We start from the raw sequence: 22,122 nt of genomic DNA, 5'->3' as shown, positions 1-22,122 counted from the left end.
CAACGCGCTGATCATCGTGATGCTGATTCCGCTGGCGCTCAAAGGCGTCAAGTACCGTCCGATCGGCGCGGCGTCGCTGTTGCGCCGCAACCTGCTGATTTACGGCCTCGGCGGCATCATCCTGCCGTTCCCGTGTATCAAGCTGATCGACATGGTGATCGCCGCGTTGGGCTGGGCCTGATGCCGCGCAAGTTGAATTGAGGAAACCATCATGAAATCCATGTTTCGCCCACTGATCGTGCTGTTCGTCGTGCTCACCGCGATCACCGGCATCGCGTATCCCGCGGTGATGACCGGGTTCGGCCAGGCCGTGTTCAACCAGAAGGCGAACGGCAGCCTGATCGAACAGAACGGCAAGGTGGTCGGCTCCGCGCTGATCGGCCAGCAGTTCGATGCGCCGAAGTACTTCTGGGGACGTCTGTCGGCAACCGGCCCGAACCCGTACAACGCAAGCGGTTCGAGCGCATCGAACCTCGGCCCGTTGAACTCGTCGCTGACCGATAACGTGAAGGCGCGCCTTGATGCACTGAAGGCCGCCGGCACCGATATGTCGCAGCCGGTGCCGGTTGATCTGGTGACGTCGTCGGGTAGCGGTCTGGACCCGGACATCTCGCCGGCCGCGGCTGACTACCAGGTGGCGCGTGTCGCGAAGGTGCGCAACCTGCAGCCGGCCGACGTGCAGGCACTGGTCGAGCGCTACACGACCGGCCGCCAGTTCGGCATCTTCGGCGAGCCGCACGTGAACGTGCTGGAGCTGAACCTCGCGCTCGACGCGATGCAGCACAGCTGATCCACGCAACTGTTTCGGGCCGGGGCGGCGCTCATCCGAGCGCTGCCCCTTTGCCTATTTTCGGAGCGCGGTTTTGCACCGCTGTTCCATCTGCTTTTTAGACCGCTTTTGTGTAGATCGACGGCGGCGATTTGCCTGCTTTGTTCGGGACGTGTCACCATGAGCGAATTGTGTTGACAGGGTGACATCAAAGCGGCGCACGAAGCCTGCAGGAAGTCCCGCTACCGATTGAAGCCACTCCAAGCATGAATCGACCTGATCCCGACGAGTTACTGGGCAAACTGCAGCGTGAAGAAGAACGACGCCAGCGCGGCAGGCTGAAGGTATTCTTCGGCGCGTCCGCCGGCGTCGGCAAAACCTATGCGATGTTGCAGGCCGCACGACGGCGCAAGGAAGAAGGCGTCGACGTGGTGGTCGGCATTGCGGAAACGCACGGCCGCACCGAGACGGCGGAGCTGCTGGACGGGCTCGATGTATTGCCGCTTGCGCGCATCACGTATCGCGGCCGGCTGCTGGGCGAGTTCGACCTCGACGCGGCGCTCGAGCGCAAGCCGCAGCTCATTCTTGTCGATGAGCTTGCGCACTCGAACGTGACCGGTGCGCGGCATGCGAAGCGCTGGCAGGATGTCTACGAACTGCTCGACGCGGGGATCGACGTTTACACGACGGTCAACGTCCAGCACCTCGAAAGCCTCAATGACGTGGTCGGACAGATCACCGGCATCCGCGTATGGGAGACGGTTCCCGACCGCGTGTTCGATCGCGCGGACGAGGTGACGCTCGTCGATCTGCCCGCCGAGGAGCTGCTCGACCGGATGCGCGACGGCAAGGTTTATCTGCCGCAGCAGGCCGAGCGCGCGGTACGCAACTTCTTTCGCAAAGGCAATCTGATCGCGCTGCGCGAACTGGCGCTGCGCCGCACCGCCGACCGTGTCGACGCGCAGATGCGCGAGTACCGCGCGGACCGTTCGATCCAGCACATCTGGCAGGCGCGCGAACGTCTGCTGGTCTGCGTCGGTCCCGGACCGGAGGCGCCGATGCTGGTGCGCGCGGCGGCCCGTCTTGCCGCCGCGCTGAAGGCGGACTGGATCGCGGTCTATGTCGAAACGCCGAGGCTGCAGCGGCAGCCGGACCCGCTGCGCGAACGCACGTTGAATGCGCTGCGTCTGGCCGCCGAGCTCGGCGCCGAGACCGCGACGCTCGCAGGCGCCGACGCGATCGCGACGCTGGTCGGCTATGCGCGCGTGCGCAACGTGTCGAAACTCGTCGCCGGCGGCTCGTCGCGTCTCGGCCTCGCGCGCTGGCTGCGGCGGCCGTTCGGCGAACGCCTTGCGGAACGCGCGGACGATCTCGACCTTACGCTGATTCGCGCGATGACCGACCGCGGCAGCGCCCGCGAGCTGCTGCAGAACGCTGACGCAAGCGCATGGCGCGACGCGCTGCGCTCCGCGCGCGCGCGCCGCTCGCCGCCCTCCGCGTACGGCTGGGCCGTCGCGATCTGCGCAGGGGTGACGTTCGTCGCGAGCCTGCTGATCGGCCATATCGATCTGGCCAACCTGGTCATGCTCTACCTGCTCGGCGTGATCTTCGCCGCGGTGCGGCTCGGGCGCGGACCGGGCGTGGTGCTGTCGTTCCTGAGCGTCGCCGCCTTCGACTTTTTCTTCGTGCCGCCGCGCATGTCGCTGTCGGTGACCGACACGCAGTATCTACTGACCTTTCTCGGCATGCTGCTGACGTCGCTCGTGATCAGCCATCTGACGTCGAGCCTGCGCCGCGAAGCGAGCGTCGCGCAAAGGCGCGAGCAGCGTACAGGAGCGATGTACGCGATGGCGCGCGAGCTGGCGGCCGCGTTGACCACCGAGCAGATTATCGGCATCGGCAGCCGCCATGTGAGCGAGGTGTTCCGTGCGCGCGTCGCGATCCTGCTGCCGGACAGCGCGGACCAGGTCAAGCAGAAAGTCGACGATCCCGACGCGCAGATCATGCTCGACGCCGCGACGCTCGATATCGATGTCGGCCAGTGGGTGTACGACCAGCAGAAGCCGGCAGGGCACGGCACCGACACGCTGCCGGCCGCGGCTGCGCTGTATCTGCCGCTCAAGGCGCCGATGCGCACGCGCGGTGTGTTGGCGGTGAAGATGCAGGACGAGCGCGAACTTGACGTACCCGAACAGCAGCGGATGCTCGATGCGTTCGCCGCGCAGATCGCGCTGGCGCTCGAGCGCGTGCATTACGTCGAGATTGCGCGCGACGCGCTGGTCAACATGGAGTCGGAGCGGTTGCGCAACTCGCTTCTGTCGGCCATTTCGCACGATTTGCGCACGCCGCTCACGACCATCGTCGGTTTTTCGTCGATGCTTGCGCAGGCGCGCGCTGCGCAGAATGCGGCCGAGGGCGCGGCCGCGCATGCGTCGTCCGAAGATGCGCTCGAAGAAGCGACGCACGCGCAGGCGCAGGCCATCGACGATCTCGTCGAGGCGATCCACGAAGAATCGATGCGCATGGCCGGCATCGTCACGAATCTGCTTGATATGGCGCGGCTGCAGGCGGGCGGGTTGCAACTGAACCGGCAATGGTCGTTGCTAGAAGAAACCGTCGGCGCGGCGCTGCGCACCTGCCGGCGCGTGCTCGAGCGGCATCCGGTGCAGGTGCAGTTGCCGGCCGATCTGCCACTGCTGCAGCTCGACGCGGTGTTGATGGAGCGACTCTTTTCGAACCTGTTCGAAAATGCCGCGAAATACACGCCGACCGATACGCCGCTGGTGATCGGCGCGCAGCGCATCGACGAAGACGGCAAGCCGCTCGTTCGCGTCACCATCGACGATTCCGGCCCAGGACTGCCGGTTGGCATGGAGTCGCGTATCTTTGAGAAATTCACGCGCGGAGAGAAGGAATCGGCGAAGCCCGGCATCGGCCTTGGCCTCGCGATTTGCCGCGCGATTGTCGATGCACACGGCGGCACGATCGGCGCGGCCAATCGTCTGGCGGCAGATGGCCATATTGAAGGCGCGCGCTTCTGGTTCACGCTGCCGGTCGAGACGCCGCCGCCGGTGCTCGACGCGCTCGAAGACGAAACGGACGGGACCGATGAGGCTGACGGGACGGCGAGCGGCGCTCCGTCGGGCGGCGCGGCTCAGAATGAAAGTGGCGACCTCCCGGTCGACCCGACAACACTAGCGAAACCTACCCATGAGTGACCCGAGCATCACGGTCGTACTGATCGAAGACGAAAAACAGATTCGCCGCTTCGTGCGTGCCTCGCTGGAAGGCGAGGGCATCGTCGTGCACGACGCGCAGACCGGCAAGCAGGGGCTTGTCGAAGCGGCGACGCGCAAGCCGGATCTCGTGATCGTCGACCTCGGCCTGCCGGATACCGATGGCCTCGATGTGATCCGCGAGCTGCGCGGCTGGAGCGACCTGCCGGTGATCGTGCTGTCCGCGCGGACCCAGGAAAGCGAAAAGGTGGCCGCGCTCGACGCGGGCGCCGACGACTACCTGACCAAGCCGTTCGGCGTCTCCGAGTTGCTGGCGCGGATTCGCGCGCACCTGCGCCGGCGCAACCAGGCGGCGGCGAGCGATTCGCCGCAGGCGCATTTCGGCGCGGTGACCGTCGATCTCGCGCTGCGCCAGGTGTGGCGCGACGGCGAGCTCGTGCACCTGACGCCGATCGAGTACCGGCTGCTCGCGACGCTGGTACGGCATGCGGGCCGGGTGCTGACGCACCGGCAGTTGCTGCGCGACGTGTGGGGGCCGTCGCATGTCGAGAGCCATCACTACCTGCGCATCTACATGGCGCATCTGCGGCAGAAGCTCGAGCGCGATCCGGCGCAGCCGGAGCATATCGTCACCGAGACGGGGGTGGGATACCGGCTGGTTGGGGTGGTTTAGGCGAACGAATATATCGATTTCCAGATGTGAACCGGATCCAGTAGTTGCCGTTTGATATCATTACGAAACCGTAAGGACGTCCTTACGCGTTCGAATTCAACGGGGACGACCCCATCAACTTATGGGAGCGCCCCGTGTCCTGGGTTCTTCTGTTTATTGCCGGCTTGCTCGAAGTGGCGTGGGCGGCGGGTCTCAAATCCTCTGAAGGTTTTACGCGGCTGGGACCGTCGGTGTTCACCGTCGTCACCGCGCTCGGCAGCTTCGTGCTGCTGGCGCTGGCGATGCGCCAGTTGCCGCTCGGCACTGCCTACGCGGTATGGACGGGCATCGGCGCGGTCGGCGCGTTTGTGTTCGGTATCGTGATGTTGGGCGAGGCGGTCACGCTGCCGCGCATCGCAAGCGCGCTGCTGATCGTCGTAGGACTGATCGGCCTGAAGCTGTCGTCCGGGCACTGACCGTTCGGTCCGGCGGCGCGTGTTGCCGGGCGCGCCGCTGGTGGTCGTGCCGCTGTTCATCGTGCCGCTGTTCACATCGTACTTATCGCGCGTTCCGGCACGTCCCGCGGCCACGTTTCAACCGCGCTGCGAGCAGGCAAACCCACCGGATGGCATCCGACGCTTTCAGCCGAAATGGATAAAGTCCGCTTTTCGCCACACCATTTCCGCCCTTCAATCGGCGGATTCCGAAATGACGTGGCTATAATGAAGCCCATTCCAACCTGAACTCGTTCTGTGCGGCCGTACGCCGCTCGGACTCGGCGGCTTCGGCGGGGCGGGGCGCACAGGCGTGCTTCGCGTTGCGGCCGCGTGGAGCATGAGGCGTGCACGGCGCGTCTCAGGAGGCGGCCATGCTTGAACCCCTTTCGCTTGCAGCCGGTCTCTCATGGGGCAGCGGGCTGCGCCTCTATCTGACGGTCCTGATCGCCGGGCTGCTGGCGCGCTTCGGCATGATCCATCTGCCTCAAACCCTGTCGGCGCTCAGCTCGTCGTGGGTGATCGGCGCGGCCGCGGTGCTGACGGTCGCGGAATTCCTCGCTGACAAGATTCCCGCGTTCGATTCGCTGTGGGACGCCGTGCACACGTTTATCCGGATTCCGGCGGGCGCGGTACTGGCCGCCGGCGCGCTCGGCCACGCCGATCCGGCGCTGTTGACCGTGGCCGCGCTCGCGGGCGGCACGCTGGCCGGCACCGCGCATCTGACGAAGGCCGGCACCCGCGCGCTGATCAATCTATCGCCGGAGCCGGTGTCGAATGTCGTTACGTCGACCGCCGAGGAAGGCATGGTGTTCGGCGGCCTGCTGCTCGCTCTGTTTGCGCCGGTCGTGTTTCTGGTGTTGCTGGTCGGCTTCCTCGTGGTGGTGAGCTGGGTGTTGCCGCGGCTTTGGCGCGGTGTGCAGGGCGGCTTCCGCGGTATGGCGACGCACATGGTGTCGCGTCTTGCACGGAGCCGGCACGATTGAGCGCGCCGGTCAGCGAAATCAAGAGCGCAGCGGCGGCGCGCGAGCGCGCGCTGCCCATGCAGCAACGCCGGCTCAGCGTCGGCGACCTGCTGCGGCAAGCGGCACTGATGACGGCGCGCGACTGGCGCGCCGGCGAGTTGACGATGCTGCTACTCGCGCTGGTGCTCGCGGTCGCGGCGCTCACCAGCGTCGGCTTCCTGGCTGACCGGCTGCATCAGGGGCTCGAGCGCGATGCGCGGCGGATGATTGCCGCCGACTTTATCGTCCGTGCCGACCACCCGGTCGACCCGCAGTTCGCCGCGCAGGCGAAGTCGCTCGGTCTCGAGACCGCGACGACCGCGATTTTCCCCAGCATGATCAACTCCACGGCCGCGCAGCCATTGTCGCGGCTTGCCGCGGTCAAGGCGGTGTCGCCGGGTTATCCGCTGCGCGGCGCGCTGCGCATTGCGCCGCAACCGGGTGCGCCGGACTACGCGGCGCGCTCGATTCCACCGCCCGGCACCGTGTGGGTCGACCCGCAACTGCTCGATTCGCTGAAAGTGCATGTCGGTGATACCGTGAAAGTCGGCGGCCGCGATTTCATGATCGGCGCCGTGATTACGAAGGAACTCGATCGCGGCTTCGCATTCGTCAATTTTTCGCCGCGGTTGATGCTCAATGAGGCTGACGTTGCGTCGACCGGGCTCCTCACCTACGGCAGTCGCGTCACCTACCGGCTGCTCGTCGCGGGCAGCGATGCGGCGGTCGAGGCTTACGCGAAGTGGGCGCACGAGCGCGTCGACGACGGCAAGATGCGGGGCGTCGGCCTCGAATCGCTGCAGGACGGCCAGCCGCAGGTGCGTCAGACGCTCGATCGCGCGCGCCACTTCCTCACGCTGGTTTCGCTGCTGACCGCGCTGCTCGCGGCGGTCGCGATTGCGATGGCCGCGCATCGCTATATGCGCCGGCATCTGGATAGCTGTGCGGCGATGCGCTGCCTCGGCGTCAGTCAGCGCACGCTGCGCGCGCTGTTCGTGCTCGAATTCGTCGGGCTTGGCGTGATCGGTGGCCTGATCGGCATTGCTGCAGGTTTTGTCGGGCATTTCGTGCTGTTGCGTTGGCTTGGCAGCCTGATCGGCGTCGCGCTGCCGTATCCGAGCGCGTGGCCCGCACTGGAAGGCATTGCGGCAGGCCTTGTGCTGCTGCTCGGCTTCGCGCTGCCACCGCTGTTGCCCTTGACGCGCGTGCCGCCGGTGCGCGTGCTGCGTCGCGAGTGGGGCGAAGCGGGCCGCACCGCATGGGCCGCGTATGCGCTCGGCGTCGTGCTGTTCGCGGGCTTGCTGGTGCTCGCGGCCGGCGAACTGAAGCTGGGCGGAATCGTCGCGGGCGGCTTTGCGGGCGGACTGCTGGTGTTCACCTGCGTCGCGCGCGCGGCGCTATGGGGCGCCGCGCGCATCGTGCGCAGCGAGCGCGTCGCGGCCGGCATCGGCTGGCGCTATGCGCTCGCGTCGCTCGAGCGGCGCGCGAATGCGAGCGCATTGCAGATGACCGCGCTGGCGATCGGTCTGATGTGTCTGCTGCTGATCGCAATGACGCGCAACGACCTGGTCGCGGGCTGGCGTCAATCGACCCCGCCCGATGCGCCAAACGAGTTCATCATCGATATCCAGCCCGACCAGCGCGATGCGGTCACGCAGTACCTCGCGAAGCACGGCTTCCCCGACGTCGAGATGTCGCCGATGGTGCGCGGCCGGCTCACCGCGATCAACGGCAAGCCGGTCAATCCGGATTCGTACAAAAGCGAGGACGCGCGGCGTCTGGTCGACCGCGAGTTCAATCTTTCGTATACGACGCAACTGCCGGACGACAACCGGATCGAAGCCGGCCACTGGTACGGCAACACCGACAAGCCGCAGATCTCGATCGAGCAGGGGCTCGCGAAGCTCATCGGCGTGAAGCCCGGCGATACACTGCGTTTCGACGTGACGGGCCTGTCGATCGACGCGCCGGTGACGAGCGTGCGCAAGCTCGACTGGGGCTCGTTCAAGGTGAATTTCTTCGTGCTGATGCCGCCGGCTGCGCTGAAGGATTTCCCGGCGACGTTCATTACCAGTTTTCATGTGCCGCCTGAACAGCGCGCGGTGATCGATGGCCTGATCGGCGTTTATCCGAGCCTCACCGCGATCGACACCGCGCCGATCCTCGCGCAGGTGCAGGCGGTGATGGAGCAGGTGATCGATGCGGTGCAGTTCCTGTTTCTGTTCACGCTGGTCGCGGGCGTGCTCGTGCTGTACGCGGCGCTGGCCGGCACGCGCGATGAGCGCATGCGAGAATCCGCGTTGCTGCGCGCACTTGGTGCGTCGCACCGGCAGGTGCGGGCGGTGCAGACCGCGGAATTCGTCGCGGTCGGTGCGCTGTCCGGGCTGATGGCCGCGTTCGGCGCGCAACTGATCGGCTCGGTGCTCGCGACGCGCGTGTTCGACTTCTATCTCGCGTTCAACCCGTGGCTGCTGCCGGCCGGTATCGTGGCGGGGATCGCCTGTGCGGGCCTCGGCGGCTGGCTGAGCTTGCGGCACGTGCTAATGCGCCCGGCGCTGCAATCGCTGCGCGATGCGTGACGTGTGAAGGCGACGTTTAACGCGAGGTTGAGCGCGGGGTTGAACGCGGGGTTGAACGTACACGACGCGCGCCGTAAAGGATCTGCGCGCCCCATGGTGCGCTCCCATTTCGCAACGAACCTGTTTTTCCTCGTATGACCGACTCTAACGACGCAACGCTGGCGCAACCGACTGCGTTTGAATTGGTGGGCGGCGAAACGCGCGTGCGCGAGCTCGTCGACCGCTTTTACGATCTGATGGATCTCGAGCCCGATTTCGCGGGTATTCGCGCGCTGCATCCGCCGACACTCGACGGCTCGCGCGACAAGTTTTTCTGGTTCCTGTGCGGCTGGCTCGGCGGCCCGAGCCATTACGAAGACCGCTTCGGCCATCCACGGCTGCGCGCGCGGCATTTGCCGTTCGCGATTGGATCGAGCGAGCGCGACCAGTGGCTGCGCTGCATGGCGTGGGCGATGGAAGAGGTTGGGTTATCCGAAGCGCTGCGCGAACGTCTGCTGCATTCGTTCTTCGATACGGCGGACTGGATGCGCAATCGTCCGGGCTAAAGGTTCCGTTGTGATACCGGCCGCTTCCACCCACATGTTTCGGTAACCGAAGTGTCCTCAGACAAACCCGGCAACGATACAAGGAGATCTCCCTGATGGCGACGCGCGCACTCTTTCGCGAAGACGCTTACCTGACCAGCTGCGACGCCACGATTACCGCCGTCGACGAGCAAGGCATTCATCTGGACCAGACGGTGTTTTATCCGCTCGGCGGCGGCCAGGCGGGCGATGCCGGCGTGCTGGTGCTCGCGGACGGCGCGCGCCTCGCGATTGGCGACACGCGCAAGGCGAAGTTCGACGGCGCGACGCCCGACGATGCGGTGCACGTGCCCGCACCCGACCAGCATGCGCTGCTCGCACGCATCGCCGCCGGCGAGCGCGTGCGCGCGGAGATCGACTGGGCGCGCCGCTATCGGCATATGCGGCTGCATACGGCGAGTCATCTGATGTGCGCGGTGCTGCCCTATCCGGTCGACGGCTGCAGCATCACGTCAGAGTACGCGCGCCTCGACTTCGCGACGGTCGAGCCGATCGAACGCGAGCCGGTTGAAGCGCGGCTCGCGGAGCTGGTGGGCGGCGCACACGCGGTCGCGACCGAATGGATCACGGATGACGAAATGGCTGCCCGGCCGGAACTGGTGCGCACGATGAGCGTGAAGCCGCCGATGGGTCTTGGCCGCGTGCGGCTGCTGCGCATCGAAGGTGTCGATTTGCAGCCATGCGGCGGCACGCATGTACGCAATACGCAGGAGATCGGCGCGCTGCGTGTCGCGAAGCTCGAGAAGAAGAGCGCACGCACGCGGCGCCTGGTGCTGGAGCTGGCGTGAGCGTGCGCTTCGACGCGCACACGTACGCGTCGGAACGCGACTATGCGTCGCTCGATGTGCGGGCGCGCGAAGTGCTCGACTGCTGGTTCGGCACGCCCGGTTCGAGCGAATACGGTACGGACCGCAAGTGCTGGTTCAAACGCAACAACGCGTTCGACGCGATGCTGCGCGACCGGTTCGGTGCGTTGATCGCAGCAGCGCTCGCGCATGACCTCGATGGATGGCTCAAGACGCCGCTTGGGTCGCTCACGCTCGTGATCGTACTCGACCAGTTCACGCGCAACTGCGCTCGACACTCGGCGCGCATGTACGACGGCGACGCGCAGGCCGTGCGCATTGCACGCCGCATGATCGAAGACGGCAGCGATGGGTTGCTGCCGACGGTCTACCACCGCGCGTTCGCGTACATCCCGTTCGAGCACGACGAGACCCTCGAGGGCCAGCGCGAAGGCGTGCGTCTTTACACGCTGCTTGAGGCACAAGGGCTCGATCCGTCGTACGCGCGTTCAGCGATACGGCACGCGAAAGTAATCGAACGCTTCGGGCGCTTTCCGCATCGCAACGCGCTGCTTGGCCGTCAGTCGACGGATGAAGAAGTCGCATTCCTGCGTGAGCCGGGGTCGTCGTTCTGAACGACCGCGTGTAGCACGCCTGATCAGTCAGCGCCCGCCGGTCACGTCGATGACGGCGCCGGTCACATAGGACGACGCATCGCTTAACAACCACACGATCAATTCCGCGACTTCGTCCGCGCTGCCCGCACGGCCAAGCGGCGTTTGCGCGCCGAGCACCGCGGCGCGGTCGGGGCGGCCGCCGCTCGCATGAATCTCGGTGTCGATCAGGCCCGGACGCACTGCGTTGGCCCGCACGCCGTGCGGACCGACTTCCTTTGATAGACCAATGGTCAGCGTATCGATCGCGGCCTTCGAGCCCGCGTAGTCGACATACTCGTTCGGCGAACCCAGTCGCGCCGCCGCGGACGACACATTGACAATCGCACCGCCATGGCCGCCGCGTTGCGTCGACATGCGCCGCACCGCCTCGCGCGCGCACAGGTACGCGCCATAGACGTTGATATCGAAGATGCGCTTCAGACGCGCGGCGTCCATATCGGCGAGGGGCATGCCTGGCGCGACGATGCCCGCGTTATTGACGAAGCCGTCGAGACGGCCGAACGTGTGCATGAATTCATCGAACATCGCGACCACGGCGGCTTCGTCGGCGACGTTGCCGTGCAGCAGATGCGCACGGCCACCCGCGTCTGCGACGAGCGCCGCGGTTTCGCGCGCGGCCGTTTCGTTGCTCGCATAGTTGATACCGATCGACCAGCCGCGCGCGGCGGCCAGACGCGCGGTCGCACGGCCGATCCCACGGCTCGCGCCGGTGATCAGAACGGTTTTGGTCATGCGTGCCTCGTCGTCAATGCAACGCAATGGGGTGGCCGGGCGTCGGCCGCATTACACCGCGTCACGGTGCTGCGACCACTTGTCCTTGATAAGCGGCCGATAACGCTGCAGCTTGCCGATCAGCGCGTCCGGATCGCTGTCGATCTGCAGCGTGTCGAAGTAGGCGCGTTGCGTGAAGCCTTCGCGCACCGTGTGCTCGAGCATCGCGATCAGCGGGTCGTAGAAGCCCGCGATGTTGAGCACGGCGACCGGCTTACGGTGATAACCGAGCTGCGACCACGTGAAGACCTCGAACAGTTCTTCGAGCGTGCCCGCGCCGCCCGGCAGCGCAACGAACGCATCGGACAGATCCGCCATCATCTTTTTGCGCTGATGCATGTCGGGCACGACGTGCAGTTCGGTCAGCCCGTGATGGCCGACTTCCTTGTCGACCAGCAACTCCGGAATCACGCCGATCGCGCGGCCGCCGGCCGCCATCACCGAGTCGGCGATCCGGCCCATCAGGCCGACCTTGCCGCCGCCATAGACGAGCGCGAGATTCGCTTTGACCAACGCGCGGCCGAACGCTTCTACCGTTTCACCATAGACCGGTTTGGCTCCATTCGATGAGCCGCAATAGACACAGACTGCTTTCATCACTCGAAATCCTTGCTACGGGTCGTCACTGCTTAATGGGGGAATGGCGTGAGCGCGCATCATCGAAGCTCGCGTAAGCCGCGTGGCGCGGTTCGGCGACTACGCCGCGCGGTGCGATGGCGGACCCGATTGCGATGAATCGGGTAAATGCCGTCGCGCCACACCTCAAGGCTTGATCGCGCCGCGTGGTTCCGGTGCCGCGCCAGCGGTTGCCGCGGCGCCTTCGCGCGGCGGCAGATAGTCGTAGAACTCGCGCTGCGGCAGCTTGCCGGATACCAGGTCGTCGAACAGCTCGCGCGAGCGGCCGCGCAGATACGGCGCCATCAGCGACACGATCTGCACGCTCACCTGGTGCAACTCCGCGCGGATCGATTCCTGATCGTTGTATTTGCGCGGGTTCATCACGAACTGATACGACAGCCAGTACGTGCCGATCACGCCGATGTTGGTCGCGATCACGCGCAGTTCGTCCGGCGTGGCGACCATCTCGCCGTCTGCGACGAGCTGTTCGCAGAACTGCCCGGCAAAGCGCACCTTGTGGCTGATGATCTGCTTGAAATGCATCTCGAGCATCCGGTTGCGCGCGAGCAGGTCATTCAGGTCGCGGTACAGGAAGCGGTAGCGCCACGTGAACTCGACCATGTATTGCAGGTACGACCACATCTCGTCGATCGTCGCGCGGTGGTCGTCCGGCAGGCGCAGCCGCTTTTCGATCTCCTGCTCGAACTGGCTGAAGATGCTGTTGATGATGTCGTCTTTGTTGCGGAAGTGGTAGTAGAGATTGCCGGGGCTGATCTCCATTTCCTCGGCGATGGTCGTCGTCGTGACGTTCGGCTCGCCGATCTCGTTGAAGAGCTTCAACGAGAGTTCGAGTATCCGTTCGCGGGTACGGCGGGGAGGTTTGGCTTCCATGTCGTCCTGCCCTCAAATAGCGGCCGGGCTGACACGAGAACCGCATGACGCTGCGGCAGGTCCGCCCGGTGCGATGGGTATTGATGAGAATATTTGAGGATTATAAACCGACCGTTCGAATCCTCGACCGGCCGTTCAGGGTTTATTCAGGGTTTTATCGACGGACGTGGAGTCCGATGCGCGGTCAGCGTGTCAGCATGCCGATCCAGTGCACCACAAGCGGGCCGACGATCAGCGCCCACGTCATTACGCACATGAAGAGGGCGACCATCACGGCGGCGCTGCCGAGGTCCTTCGCGCGCCGCGACAGTTCGTGACGCTCGAGCGAGATCCGGTCGATCGCGGCCTCGACGCTCGAGTTCAGCAACTCGACGATCAGCACCAGCAGCACCGAGCCGAGCAGCAGGACGCGCGACACCGGTTCGACCGGCACCACGAGACCGCAGGGGACCAGAATCGCCGCGAGCGTCAGTTCCTGGCGAAACGCGCTTTCTTCGCGGATGGCGACGCGAAAGCCGGCGAACGAGTTTTTCATCGCGTGCCATGCGCGCGTGATGCCGCGATTGCCCTTGTACGGATTGAAGGGCAACGGTGCCAGTGGATCGTCAGGCCCGAGCGGTTCGTGAGCGTCGGCCGGTTCATGGCGCGTGGACAACGGGGAGCGCATTGCGTGCATCCTGGGCGTGGTCGGTTGTCCAGCATAGCGCATGCTTGCCGGGGTGGCCGCAATGCCGTCGGCATGGTCGATTGCGTGCGCGGCGTTGCCGTTCAGCGATCGCTCATGATCGGCGCCACGCGCGGCGCGGCCTTCGCGGTCCAATCGTTCCGCATGATTCGCGGGGTCCGCGGAATCGGCCGCATGCGCATCGTCGATGTGGTCCGGGCGCGCATGTCCAGTTGCATCGTCGTGAATATCGGCGAATGGATCGTCGCCGGCGCGATGGGCTTCGTCATCATGCTGCGCGCGTGGGGAAGCGCGCAGCATGTCCGAGTGTCTGGCTCGCATAAAGGGGTGCCTGATGGCCCGCGTGAGCGGTGCGTTACGCGGCAGCGCTTTCTTCGCGCGGGTAGGCGTTGCGCGACAATGGCTTCAGATGCGCGGCGAATTGCTCGGACGCCGCTTTCCACGAGAAGCGTTCGGCCCATGCGCGCGCGTGGTTGCGGTCGATCTTCAGCGCCTCGAGGCAAGCTTCGCGCAGGTCCTCGTCCATCGCGCCCGCGCCGCCGTCGCCGAGCACATCGATCGGGCCGGTGACCGGGTACGCGGCAACCGGCGTCCCGCATGCGAGCGCCTCGAGCAGCACGAGACCGAACGTGTCGGTGCGGCTCGGGAACACGAACACGTCGGCGGCCGCATACACCTTCGCAAGCTCGGGTTGCGACAGCACGCCCAGATAGTTGACTTCCGGATAGCGCGACTTCAGTTCGCCCAGCGCCGGGCCTTCACCGGCCACCCATTTCGAACCGGGCAAATCGAGTTTCAGGAAAGCCTCGACGTTCTTTTCCACCGCGACGCGCCCGACGTACAGAAAGATCGGCCGCGCGGTATTGAGCACCTTCGAGTCCATCTGGTGAAAGATGTCGAGATCGACGCCGCGTGTCCACAGCACAACGTTCGTGAAGCCATATTGTTCGAGGTCCGTCTTGACGACCGGCGTGGGCGCCATCACCGCGAGCGACGCCTTGTGGAACCAGTGCAGGAAGCGATACGTCCACACCAGCGGAATGCCGAAACGGGCCTGCACATACTCGGGAAAGCGGGTGTGATAGGCGGTCGTAAACGGCAGCTTGTGTCTGATCGCATACTTGCGTGCGGCCAGGCCGAGCGGGCCTTCGGTCGCGATATGCAGCGCATCGGGAGCGAACTCGTTGATGCGCCGGTGCAGATGGCGTTTCGGCAATAGCGACAGGCGAATCTCCGGGTACGTCGGGCACGGAATCGTCTTGAACTCGAGTGGCGTCAGCAGTTCGATCTGGTGGCCGAGCGCGCTCAGTTCGCGCGTCGTGTTCTTCAGCGTGCGGACGACGCCATTGACCTGCGGCTCCCATGCGTCGGTGACGATCATGATCTTCATCGGTATGCCCTTTTGTCCAAAGAGGTGGGGGAAAACGTGGGAGCACGGCTCTCGCGCTGCATCCGTCGTGTCACGGCGCGAGAGCTGTGCTTCCGCGTACTACGCGGTCGCGCGGGCCTTTTGCGCACGCACCGGCGGGGCGCGCATCACGGTCCAATAGATCACCTTCAATTCGCCTTCGAACGTCTCGACGAGCGCCGAAAGACTCTCGACCCAGTCGCCGTCGTTGCAATACAGCACGCCGTCGATATCGCGAATCTCCGCCTTGTGGATATGCCCGCAGACCACGCCGTCGCAGCCGCGGCGGCGTGCTTCGTCGGTCATCACGCGCTCGAACGACGAGATGAAATTGACCGCATTTTTCACCTGATGCTTCAGGTATTGCGACAGTGACCAGTACTGGAAGCCGAGCTTGCTGCGGATCCGGTTGAACCAGCGGTTCAGCACGAGAATGAGCGTGTAGAGCGTGTCGCCGAGATACGCGAGCCACTTCGCATGCTGGATCACGCCGTCGAACAGATCGCCGTGTACGATCCACAGGCGCTGGCCCGCCAGCGTCGTGTGGAACGCTTCGCCGCGCACGTGGATGTCGCCGAACGCGAGATCGCAGAACTGCCGCGCGGCTTCGTCGTGATTGCCGGGGATATAGATAACCTGCGTGCCCTTGCGTGCCTTGCGCAGGATTTTCTGCACCACGTCGTTGTGCGCCTGCGGCCAGTACCAGCCTTTTTTCAGTTGCCAGCCGTCGATGATGTCGCCGACGAGGTACATGTACTCCGATTCGTTATGGCGCAGGAAGTCGAGCAGGTAATTCGCCTGACAGCCGCTTGAACCGAGGTGGATGTCCGACAGCCAGATCGTCCGGTAGCGATGCACTTCATCGGGGTTGTCGTCGTGTTGCGCTTCGCCGGTGATGGGCGGAATGACGGGGAGGGGCGGCAGGGGAATCGAAGCGGAGGGGGCGTTGGGGCCGAAGCCGACGGGGTCGACACTCGGGCCAGTCTGGCGGAACAGGGAAGTCGCGGACGTTTTTGGGTCCATGGCTCAGCCGTCGAGTTGCAGTACCTGCATTGCGCCATTACGGGATGACGAAGCCGTGACAGTCACGAGAACTTCTTATTACGGGGCATCGGGTGTTGTGCGCGCGATACATCGGTTGCTGCTGAAATCGCCAGGCGTGGCGAGCGCGGAGTTCGGGTCGCTGCGTGGCGCGCGGCCGAATACTCCGCGTGAACGGGAGCGCGTGCGCTTCGCGGTGTCGCGTCGGGTGGCCGGTATGAGCGTCACCGCGTGCCGCGGCCCCTGCGATCGACCCGATATGGCTAGCGCGTGACCGCGACGACGCACGTGCCCGCGAGCCGGTCGTGCAGGAACTGGCGGTTGGCGAAGAGGCGCGCGGAGGCCGCCCACGCGAAGAACCAGACCGCCGCGGCGGCCAGCGTACGCGGCACGCTCAGCCCGATCAGCGGATGCAGCGCGAGCGGCGGCAGAAACCATAGCCACGCGAGCAGATAGCGCGCGACCGCGCGCGTCCAGGAGAGCGGCGCGCCGTCCCTCGCGCGTACGACACGCAGCCGCCAGGTCTTCATCGGCAGTGTCTGTCCGCCATGCGTCCAGCACCAGACGAAGTACGCGCCGACCACGATGCCGATCCACGCCGCGAGCCAGTCGCGATGCTCGAGCCCGTTGCGCTGCTGCGTCAGCGTGCTGAACAGGTAGCCGGCGAGAAACACAACGCCAAACAGGATCACCGCTTCGTAGACGAGCGTCGCGAGCCGGCGGCGCACGGACGGTGTCGGCGCGGGTATCGGCGCCGGCGCCAGTGCCGGCGGTGCGTCAGTGGGAGCCATGGTGGCGTTCGGGGCGGAAGCGGGTTGTTTCATCGAGTCGGGTCGTTGTGCGCGCGAGCGGGGAGGATCAGTGCCCGGGTTCATTGGCGAATTTCATTGGTCCCCCTCATTGGTCGGCACTAAGGACCACCATCGAGGCCGACCAACACCAGCCGCGAGGATTACGGAAAAGCCCCGCTGCGGAAATCAGGGAAAAGACTCAGGAAAATACCAGGGGCGCCGGTCGGTGGCTCCGCACGCGGCCCGGTTACGAACCGTTGAACGCCGCCGGCGCTTCAGCGGGTGACACGGGAGTCGGCGTGGGTGGCACGAAGCTCGCGCCAGACGGAATCGCCGGCACGGCTGGCATCGATGCCGCGACGGCCGCGGACGCCAGCACGGCCGGCACGCCACCGCTTCCGCCCGACACACCGGACGCGCCCGACGCCGGCTTGCCGGCCGGCCCGCTTGCCGCGTGGTCCTTGCCGTTGACAAGCCGGTTGATGTCCTTGAGCTCGGTCTTGCCGGACGGCGGCGCGCTGACGACCGTCGGACGCCGCTTGTGCTCGCTGGCGGCGAGCCGTTCCTTTTGCTCTTCGGGCAGCTGCTGATAGGCCTTCCACGCGTTCTGCCTTGTCTCGCGCGACAGCTCTTTCGAGACCTGATAGTTCTCGCGCGCGATGCGGCGCTGCTCGGGCGTCATCCTGACCCATTCGGTCATTTGCTCGTGCAGGCGCTTTTGCGCGTCCGGCGACATCTTCGGGTAACGCGCCGCAATCTTCAGCCATTTTCGCTTGCGCGCGTCGCTGAACGTATCCCATTGCGACGCGAACGGCGCGAGCGCGATGTGTTCGGCATTACTGAGCCGCGACCACGCGAGCGGGCCATCTTTCTGCAAGCCGGGAATCTCGACGGCGAGCGCCGGCGCAGCCGGCTTCGATGCGGCCTGCGGCGCATTGGCCGAGGCGGCGGCGGGGGCGGGCGCCGACGGATGAAAGCGCGGATAGGTCGCGGCGAACGCGACCACTGCCGCGATCACGCATCCGCTGACAACGGCAAGGCCGCGCTTGTAACTCACCCGTGGACTCTCCTCGCCCTACCGTGCGCGTGAAAGATACGCGTTGAAACCGTGATCGAGGTAGGCCGACAGCGGCAGATCGTCGCTCAGCATGGCGGCGTCGATATCGGCAAGTTCCGCGGTGCGCTGCTGGTCTTCCCAGTACGCGATTGCCACGAGGCCCACGACCAGCGCGGCAATCGGCCACGCGAGCGCAAACCGGCGCAGCTTCGAGCCGCGCCGCGGCTGGGCGTCGCCGGGGGCGGTCGGCAGGCCCGCCGGGCCGGAGACGAGGACCGGCACGAAGGCGGGCGCACGTACCGCTTCCGGTTTCTTGCGAGCGAGCGCGGCGCGGCGCGCGGCGGCGAGCCGGTCGGCTGTGGCGGGGGGGATGCGCGCGGCGCTTTCGTCGAGTGCCCGGCGCACCTGCCACGCGAACTCGTTGTCTTTATCGTGAGTGGAGCTCATAGCGTGATTCCTTTGGCCTTGAGCGCCTGGGCCAGCGTATGGGTGGCTCGGGAGCAGTGGGTCTTCACACTGCCTTCGGAGCAACCCATCGCGGCGGCAGTCTCGGCGACATCCATATCTTCCCAGTAACGCATCAGAAACGCCTCCCGTTGACGTGCCGGCAATCGTTGGATTTCTTCGTCGATCAACTGCAGAATCTGTTCGCGCGCGAGCCGCTCCTCACCGCTTTCGGCGCCGGTCGTGCTTTCCTGCGCCTCGATTGTCTCGAGCGGGTCGAACTCGTCGTCATCCGCGCCCGCGAGCGATGAGAACAGACTCACCCACGTATTGCGCACTTTCTGACGGCGGAAATAGTCGTGCGTCGCATTCTGAAGAATACGCTGAAACAAAAGCGGGAGCTCAGCCGGGGGACGATCGCCGTATTTTTCGGCGAGCTTGATCATGGCGTCCTGCACGATGTCGAGCGCGGCGTCGTCATCCCGGACGGCGTAAACCGTCTGCTTGAACGCGCGCCTTTCGACGCCCGCCAGAAAATCGGCGAGTTCCTTGTCTGATGCCATCCGTGCTGAGTGGGCGAAGCGGGCGTGTGCTGGGTCGGTGGAAAAAGGCGGCCGGCAAATGCGCTACAAAATGCGCTACAGATAGCGGCCGAAAAATGTCGTAAAACTCGCGGATGCTAACAAAAATTGGCGGCGACCGGGGGAAATCGGGCAACGCCGTCGGCGAACGTTTGGCCTATATGAGTCCGCCTACCCGCGATGCAGGCGCCTGAAAACCCGCGCGGTGCCGGAAAAAACCCGCGCTGTGCCGGAAATAACCCCGGCATTGAAAAATAACCCATAGATGCCCGATCCCACCCCGGCGCGGAAATATTTTCTTGACCGAAACGTCGCTTGCCGCTATCTTCACCGGTTCGCAACATAAGTGACTAGTCTCATTTGAGGCGGGCCCATGAAGTCCGCCGGTCAAACTGGACGCGCCGCTTGAACCCGAGCCACAAGCCCGGCAGAGAGCACCCGATCAATTTTTTGCCGAAAATTCGAAAGGTGAATGATGAACATGCCCAGCGCGGAATTCTCCACGTCGGAAACCACTCCCCATCCCGAAGCTGATTCGATCGGCGCCACCGTGCTCATGCGCGCGCTGGCGGACGAAGATGTCGAATTTGTCTGGGGCTATCCCGGCGGCTCGGTACTTTACATCTACGACGAGCTTTACAAGCAGGACAAGTTTCAGCACGTACTCGTGCGCCACGAGCAGGCCGCGGTCCACGCGGCTGATGCGTATGCGCGCTCGACCGGCAAGGTCGGCGTCAGCCTCGTGACCTCCGGCCCCGGCGTGACCAACGCGGTAACCGGTATCGCGACCGCGTACATGGATTCGATCCCGATGGTGATCATCACCGGTCAGGTGCCCACCGCCGCGATCGGTCAGGACGCATTCCAGGAGTGCGACACCGTCGGCATCACGCGGCCCTGCGTGAAGCACAACTTCCTCGTGAAGGACGTGCGCGACCTGGCCGCCACCGTCAAGAAGGCGTTCTATATCGCGCGCACCGGCCGGCCCGGTCCGGTGCTGATCGACATCCCGAAAGACGTGTCGAAAGCGCCGTGCCATTACGAACCGCTGAAGTCGGTCTCGCTGCGCTCGTATAACCCGGTCACGAAGGGCCACTCCGGCCAGATCCGCAAGGCGGTGTCGTTGCTGCTGACGGCGAAGCGCCCGTATATCTACACCGGCGGCGGCATCATCCTCGCGGATGCGGCGCGCGAACTGAACCAGTTCGCCGATCTGCTCGGCTACCCGGTCACCAATACGTTGATGGGTCTGGGCGGATACCGCGCAAGCGACAAGAAATTCCTCGGCATGCTCGGCATGCACGGCACCTACGAAGCCAACATGGCGATGCAGCACTGCGATGTGCTGATCGCGATCGGCGCGCGCTTCGACGACCGCGTGATCGGCGACCCGGCGCACTTCGCGTCGCGGCCGCGCAAGATCATCCATATCGACATTGACCCGTCGTCCATTTCGAAGCGCGTGAAGGTCGATATTCCGATCGTCGGCGACGTGAAGGAAGTGCTGAAGGAACTGATCGAGCAGCTGCAAACGGCCGAGCATGGCCCCGACACCGACGCGCTGGCCGCGTGGTGGAAGGACATCGAAGGCTGGCGCGCGAAGGATTGCCTGAAGTTCGACCGCAAGAGCAGCATCATCAAGCCGCAGTACGTGGTCGAAAAACTGTGGGAACTGACCGACGGCAACGCGTTCGTCTGCTCGGACGTCGGCCAGCATCAGATGTGGGCCGCGCAGTTCTATCGCTTCAACAAGCCGCGCCGCTGGATCAACTCGGGCGGCCTCGGCACGATGGGCTTTGGCCTGCCGGCCGCGATGGGCGTGAAGATCGCGCATCCGGACGACGAAGTGGTGTGCATCACCGGCGAAGGCTCGATCCAGATGTGCATCCAGGAACTGTCGACGTGCAAGCAGTACGACACGCCGGTGAAGATCATTTCGCTTAACAACCGCTATCTGGGCATGGTGCGCCAGTGGCAGCAGATCGAATACAGCAAGCGCTATTCGCATTCGTACATGGATGCGCTGCCCGATTTCGTGAAGCTCGCCGAAGCTTATGGCCATGTCGGGATGCGTATCGAGAAGACCGCGGATGTCGAAGGCGCGTTGAAGGAAGCGCTGCGCCTGAAAGATCGCACGGTGTTTCTCGACTTCCAGACCGATCCGACCGAAAACGTCTGGCCGATGGTTCAGGCCGGCAAGGGCATCACCGAGATGCTGCTCGGTTCGGAAGATCTATAACGACGCCAGCCACCGCCGGCTTTGCGGCGTGCGCCTTCACGAAAGGCGCAATGCGAGCGAAGCGGCGCGGCCGGTGCGCATAAATCTGTATATCGAAATCTGGAAGAAGCGATCATGAGACACATTATTTCTGTGCTGCTGGAAAACGAACCGGGCGCGTTATCGCGCGTTGTCGGTCTGTTTTCGGCACGCGGCTACAACATCGAAACCTTGACGGTGGCGCCGACCGAAGACCGTTCGCTGTCGCGCATGACCATCGTTTCCATTGGCTCGGACGACGTGATCGAGCAGATCACGAAGCATCTGAACCGCCTGATCGAGGTGGTGAAAGTGGTCGACCTGACCGAGGGCGCCCACATCGAGCGCGAGCTGATGCTGATCAAGGTGCGCGCGGTCGGCAAGGAGCGTGAAGAGATGAAGCGGATGTCGGATATTTTCCGCGGCCGCATCATCGACGTCACCGAGAAGACCTATACGATCGAACTGACGGGGGCGAGCAACAAGCTCGACGCGTTTATCGAGGGGCTCGACGCAACCGCGATTCTCGAAACGGTCCGCACGGGCGGTTCGGGCATCGGGCGCGGCGAGCGCATCCTGAAGGTTTGACCCGGCGCAAGCCGATCGGGGCCGGGCGCGCGATCCGCGAGTCCGGCCTGGCAACAAGACGCAGTATTTGAATTCACCGTATATCGCCAAGGAACAGACATGAAAGTTTTCTACGACAAGGACGCCGACCTCTCCCTGATCAAAGGCAGGCAGGTCACGATCATCGGCTACGGCTCGCAAGGCCATGCGCACGCACTGAACCTGAAGGAC

Annotated in this window: 22 protein-coding genes and 1 pseudogene; 13 read left to right on the top strand and 10 right to left on the bottom strand. The window is 64.9% G+C overall.

Annotation, left to right across the window (positions count from 1 at the left end):
• From HV796_RS35430 to HV796_RS35385, 10 genes are all read left to right on the top strand, one after another.
• Positions 1–181: hypothetical protein (locus tag HV796_RS35430; RefSeq protein WP_175232534.1), on the top strand; the 181-nt coding region annotated here is incomplete at its 5' end.
• 30 nt (positions 182–211) lie between these two features.
• Positions 212–790, top strand: a complete 579-nt coding sequence (gene kdpC, locus HV796_RS35425; RefSeq protein WP_175232533.1) for a potassium-transporting ATPase subunit KdpC — start codon at positions 212–214, stop codon at positions 788–790.
• A 245-nt stretch (positions 791–1,035) separates the two neighbouring features.
• On the top strand, positions 1,036–3,987 hold the full coding sequence (locus HV796_RS35420) for a DUF4118 domain-containing protein (protein ID WP_175232532.1): 2,952 nt from the start codon (positions 1,036–1,038) through the stop codon (positions 3,985–3,987).
• Positions 3,980–4,678 (top strand): two-component system response regulator KdpE, encoded by a 699-nt coding sequence (gene kdpE, locus HV796_RS35415; protein WP_175232531.1) that lies wholly within the window; start codon positions 3,980–3,982, stop codon positions 4,676–4,678. Before HV796_RS35420 ends, kdpE begins: the two co-directional genes overlap by 8 nt.
• A gap of 134 nt (positions 4,679–4,812) precedes the next feature.
• On the top strand, positions 4,813–5,133 hold the full coding sequence (gene sugE / locus HV796_RS35410; protein WP_175232530.1) for a quaternary ammonium compound efflux SMR transporter SugE: 321 nt from the start codon (positions 4,813–4,815) through the stop codon (positions 5,131–5,133).
• 392 nt (positions 5,134–5,525) lie between these two features.
• Positions 5,526–6,137: a DUF4126 domain-containing protein gene (locus HV796_RS35405; protein ID WP_175232529.1), complete on the top strand. Its 612-nt coding sequence runs from the start codon at positions 5,526–5,528 to the stop codon at positions 6,135–6,137.
• Between the two features lie 56 nt (positions 6,138–6,193).
• Positions 6,194–8,734, top strand: a complete 2,541-nt coding sequence (locus HV796_RS35400) for an ABC transporter permease (RefSeq protein WP_175232537.1) — start codon at positions 6,194–6,196, stop codon at positions 8,732–8,734.
• A 134-nt stretch (positions 8,735–8,868) separates the two neighbouring features.
• Entirely contained in the window at positions 8,869–9,279 is a 411-nt protein-coding gene (locus tag HV796_RS35395; RefSeq protein ID WP_175232528.1) for a group II truncated hemoglobin, read from the top strand.
• Between the two features lie 95 nt (positions 9,280–9,374).
• A complete protein-coding gene (locus tag HV796_RS35390; RefSeq protein WP_175232527.1) occupies positions 9,375–10,106 on the top strand; it encodes an alanyl-tRNA editing protein in 732 nt (243 codons plus the stop codon).
• On the top strand, positions 10,103–10,738 hold the full coding sequence (locus HV796_RS35385; RefSeq protein WP_246356215.1) for a DUF924 family protein: 636 nt from the start codon (positions 10,103–10,105) through the stop codon (positions 10,736–10,738). Before HV796_RS35390 ends, HV796_RS35385 begins: the two co-directional genes overlap by 4 nt.
• Before the next feature lie 27 nt (positions 10,739–10,765).
• Here the strand turns inward: HV796_RS35385 and HV796_RS35380 are convergent, their stop codons facing one another.
• The 10 genes from HV796_RS35380 to HV796_RS35335 all read right to left on the bottom strand — a co-directional run bounded on the left by HV796_RS35380 (position 10,766) and on the right by HV796_RS35335 (position 19,049).
• Positions 10,766–11,512: an SDR family oxidoreductase gene (locus HV796_RS35380; protein WP_175232525.1), complete on the bottom strand. Its 747-nt coding sequence runs from the start codon at positions 11,510–11,512 to the stop codon at positions 10,766–10,768.
• 51 nt (positions 11,513–11,563) lie between these two features.
• Complete coding sequence (locus tag HV796_RS35375) at positions 11,564–12,148, bottom strand: LOG family protein (RefSeq protein WP_175232524.1); 585 nt, start codon at positions 12,146–12,148, stop codon at positions 11,564–11,566.
• Positions 12,149–12,313: 165 nt separating this feature from the next.
• Entirely contained in the window at positions 12,314–13,060 is a 747-nt protein-coding gene (locus HV796_RS35370; protein ID WP_175232523.1) for a TetR/AcrR family transcriptional regulator, read from the bottom strand.
• 184 nt (positions 13,061–13,244) lie between these two features.
• On the bottom strand, positions 13,245–14,066 hold the full coding sequence (locus tag HV796_RS35365; protein ID WP_246356214.1) for a diacylglycerol kinase: 822 nt from the start codon (positions 14,064–14,066) through the stop codon (positions 13,245–13,247).
• 34 nt (positions 14,067–14,100) lie between these two features.
• A complete protein-coding gene (locus HV796_RS35360) occupies positions 14,101–15,135 on the bottom strand; it encodes a glycosyltransferase family 4 protein (protein ID WP_175232522.1) in 1,035 nt (344 codons plus the stop codon).
• Positions 15,136–15,234: 99 nt separating this feature from the next.
• Entirely contained in the window at positions 15,235–16,176 is a 942-nt protein-coding gene (locus HV796_RS35355) for a UDP-2,3-diacylglucosamine diphosphatase (RefSeq protein WP_175232521.1), read from the bottom strand.
• Between the two features lie 281 nt (positions 16,177–16,457).
• Positions 16,458–16,985 (bottom strand): RDD family protein, encoded by a 528-nt coding sequence (locus tag HV796_RS35350; protein WP_175232520.1) that lies wholly within the window; start codon positions 16,983–16,985, stop codon positions 16,458–16,460.
• A 247-nt stretch (positions 16,986–17,232) separates the two neighbouring features.
• Complete coding sequence (locus HV796_RS35345) at positions 17,233–18,042, bottom strand: DUF3106 domain-containing protein (protein WP_175232519.1); 810 nt, start codon at positions 18,040–18,042, stop codon at positions 17,233–17,235.
• Between the two features lie 18 nt (positions 18,043–18,060).
• On the bottom strand, positions 18,061–18,489 hold the full coding sequence (locus HV796_RS35340; RefSeq protein ID WP_175232518.1) for a DUF3619 family protein: 429 nt from the start codon (positions 18,487–18,489) through the stop codon (positions 18,061–18,063).
• The gene (locus HV796_RS35335) at positions 18,486–19,049 is read right to left on the bottom strand and encodes an RNA polymerase sigma factor (protein ID WP_175232517.1); all 564 of its coding nucleotides are present in this window, start codon (positions 19,047–19,049) and stop codon (positions 18,486–18,488) included. The genes HV796_RS35340 and HV796_RS35335 overlap by 4 nt, the downstream gene beginning before the upstream one ends.
• Before the next feature lie 493 nt (positions 19,050–19,542).
• Between HV796_RS35335 and HV796_RS35330 the strand changes: the two genes are divergently transcribed.
• The 3 genes and pseudogenes from HV796_RS35330 to HV796_RS35320 all read left to right on the top strand — a co-directional run.
• The gene (locus tag HV796_RS35330; RefSeq protein WP_175232535.1) at positions 19,543–21,306 is read left to right on the top strand and encodes an acetolactate synthase 3 catalytic subunit; all 1,764 of its coding nucleotides are present in this window, start codon (positions 19,543–19,545) and stop codon (positions 21,304–21,306) included.
• A 114-nt stretch (positions 21,307–21,420) separates the two neighbouring features.
• The gene (ilvN, locus tag HV796_RS35325) at positions 21,421–21,912 is read left to right on the top strand and encodes an acetolactate synthase small subunit (protein WP_175232516.1); all 492 of its coding nucleotides are present in this window, start codon (positions 21,421–21,423) and stop codon (positions 21,910–21,912) included.
• A 99-nt stretch (positions 21,913–22,011) separates the two neighbouring features.
• A pseudogene (locus HV796_RS35320) lies at positions 22,012–22,122 on the top strand (ketol-acid reductoisomerase); the annotation flags it as partial.

The organism is Paraburkholderia humisilvae, from assembly GCF_902859855.1.
In the GTDB taxonomy this organism is placed as follows: domain Bacteria; phylum Pseudomonadota; class Gammaproteobacteria; order Burkholderiales; family Burkholderiaceae; genus Paraburkholderia; species Paraburkholderia humisilvae.
The sequence above is the reverse complement of the archived record's forward strand: the minus strand, read 5'-3'. Positions and strand labels throughout refer to the sequence as shown.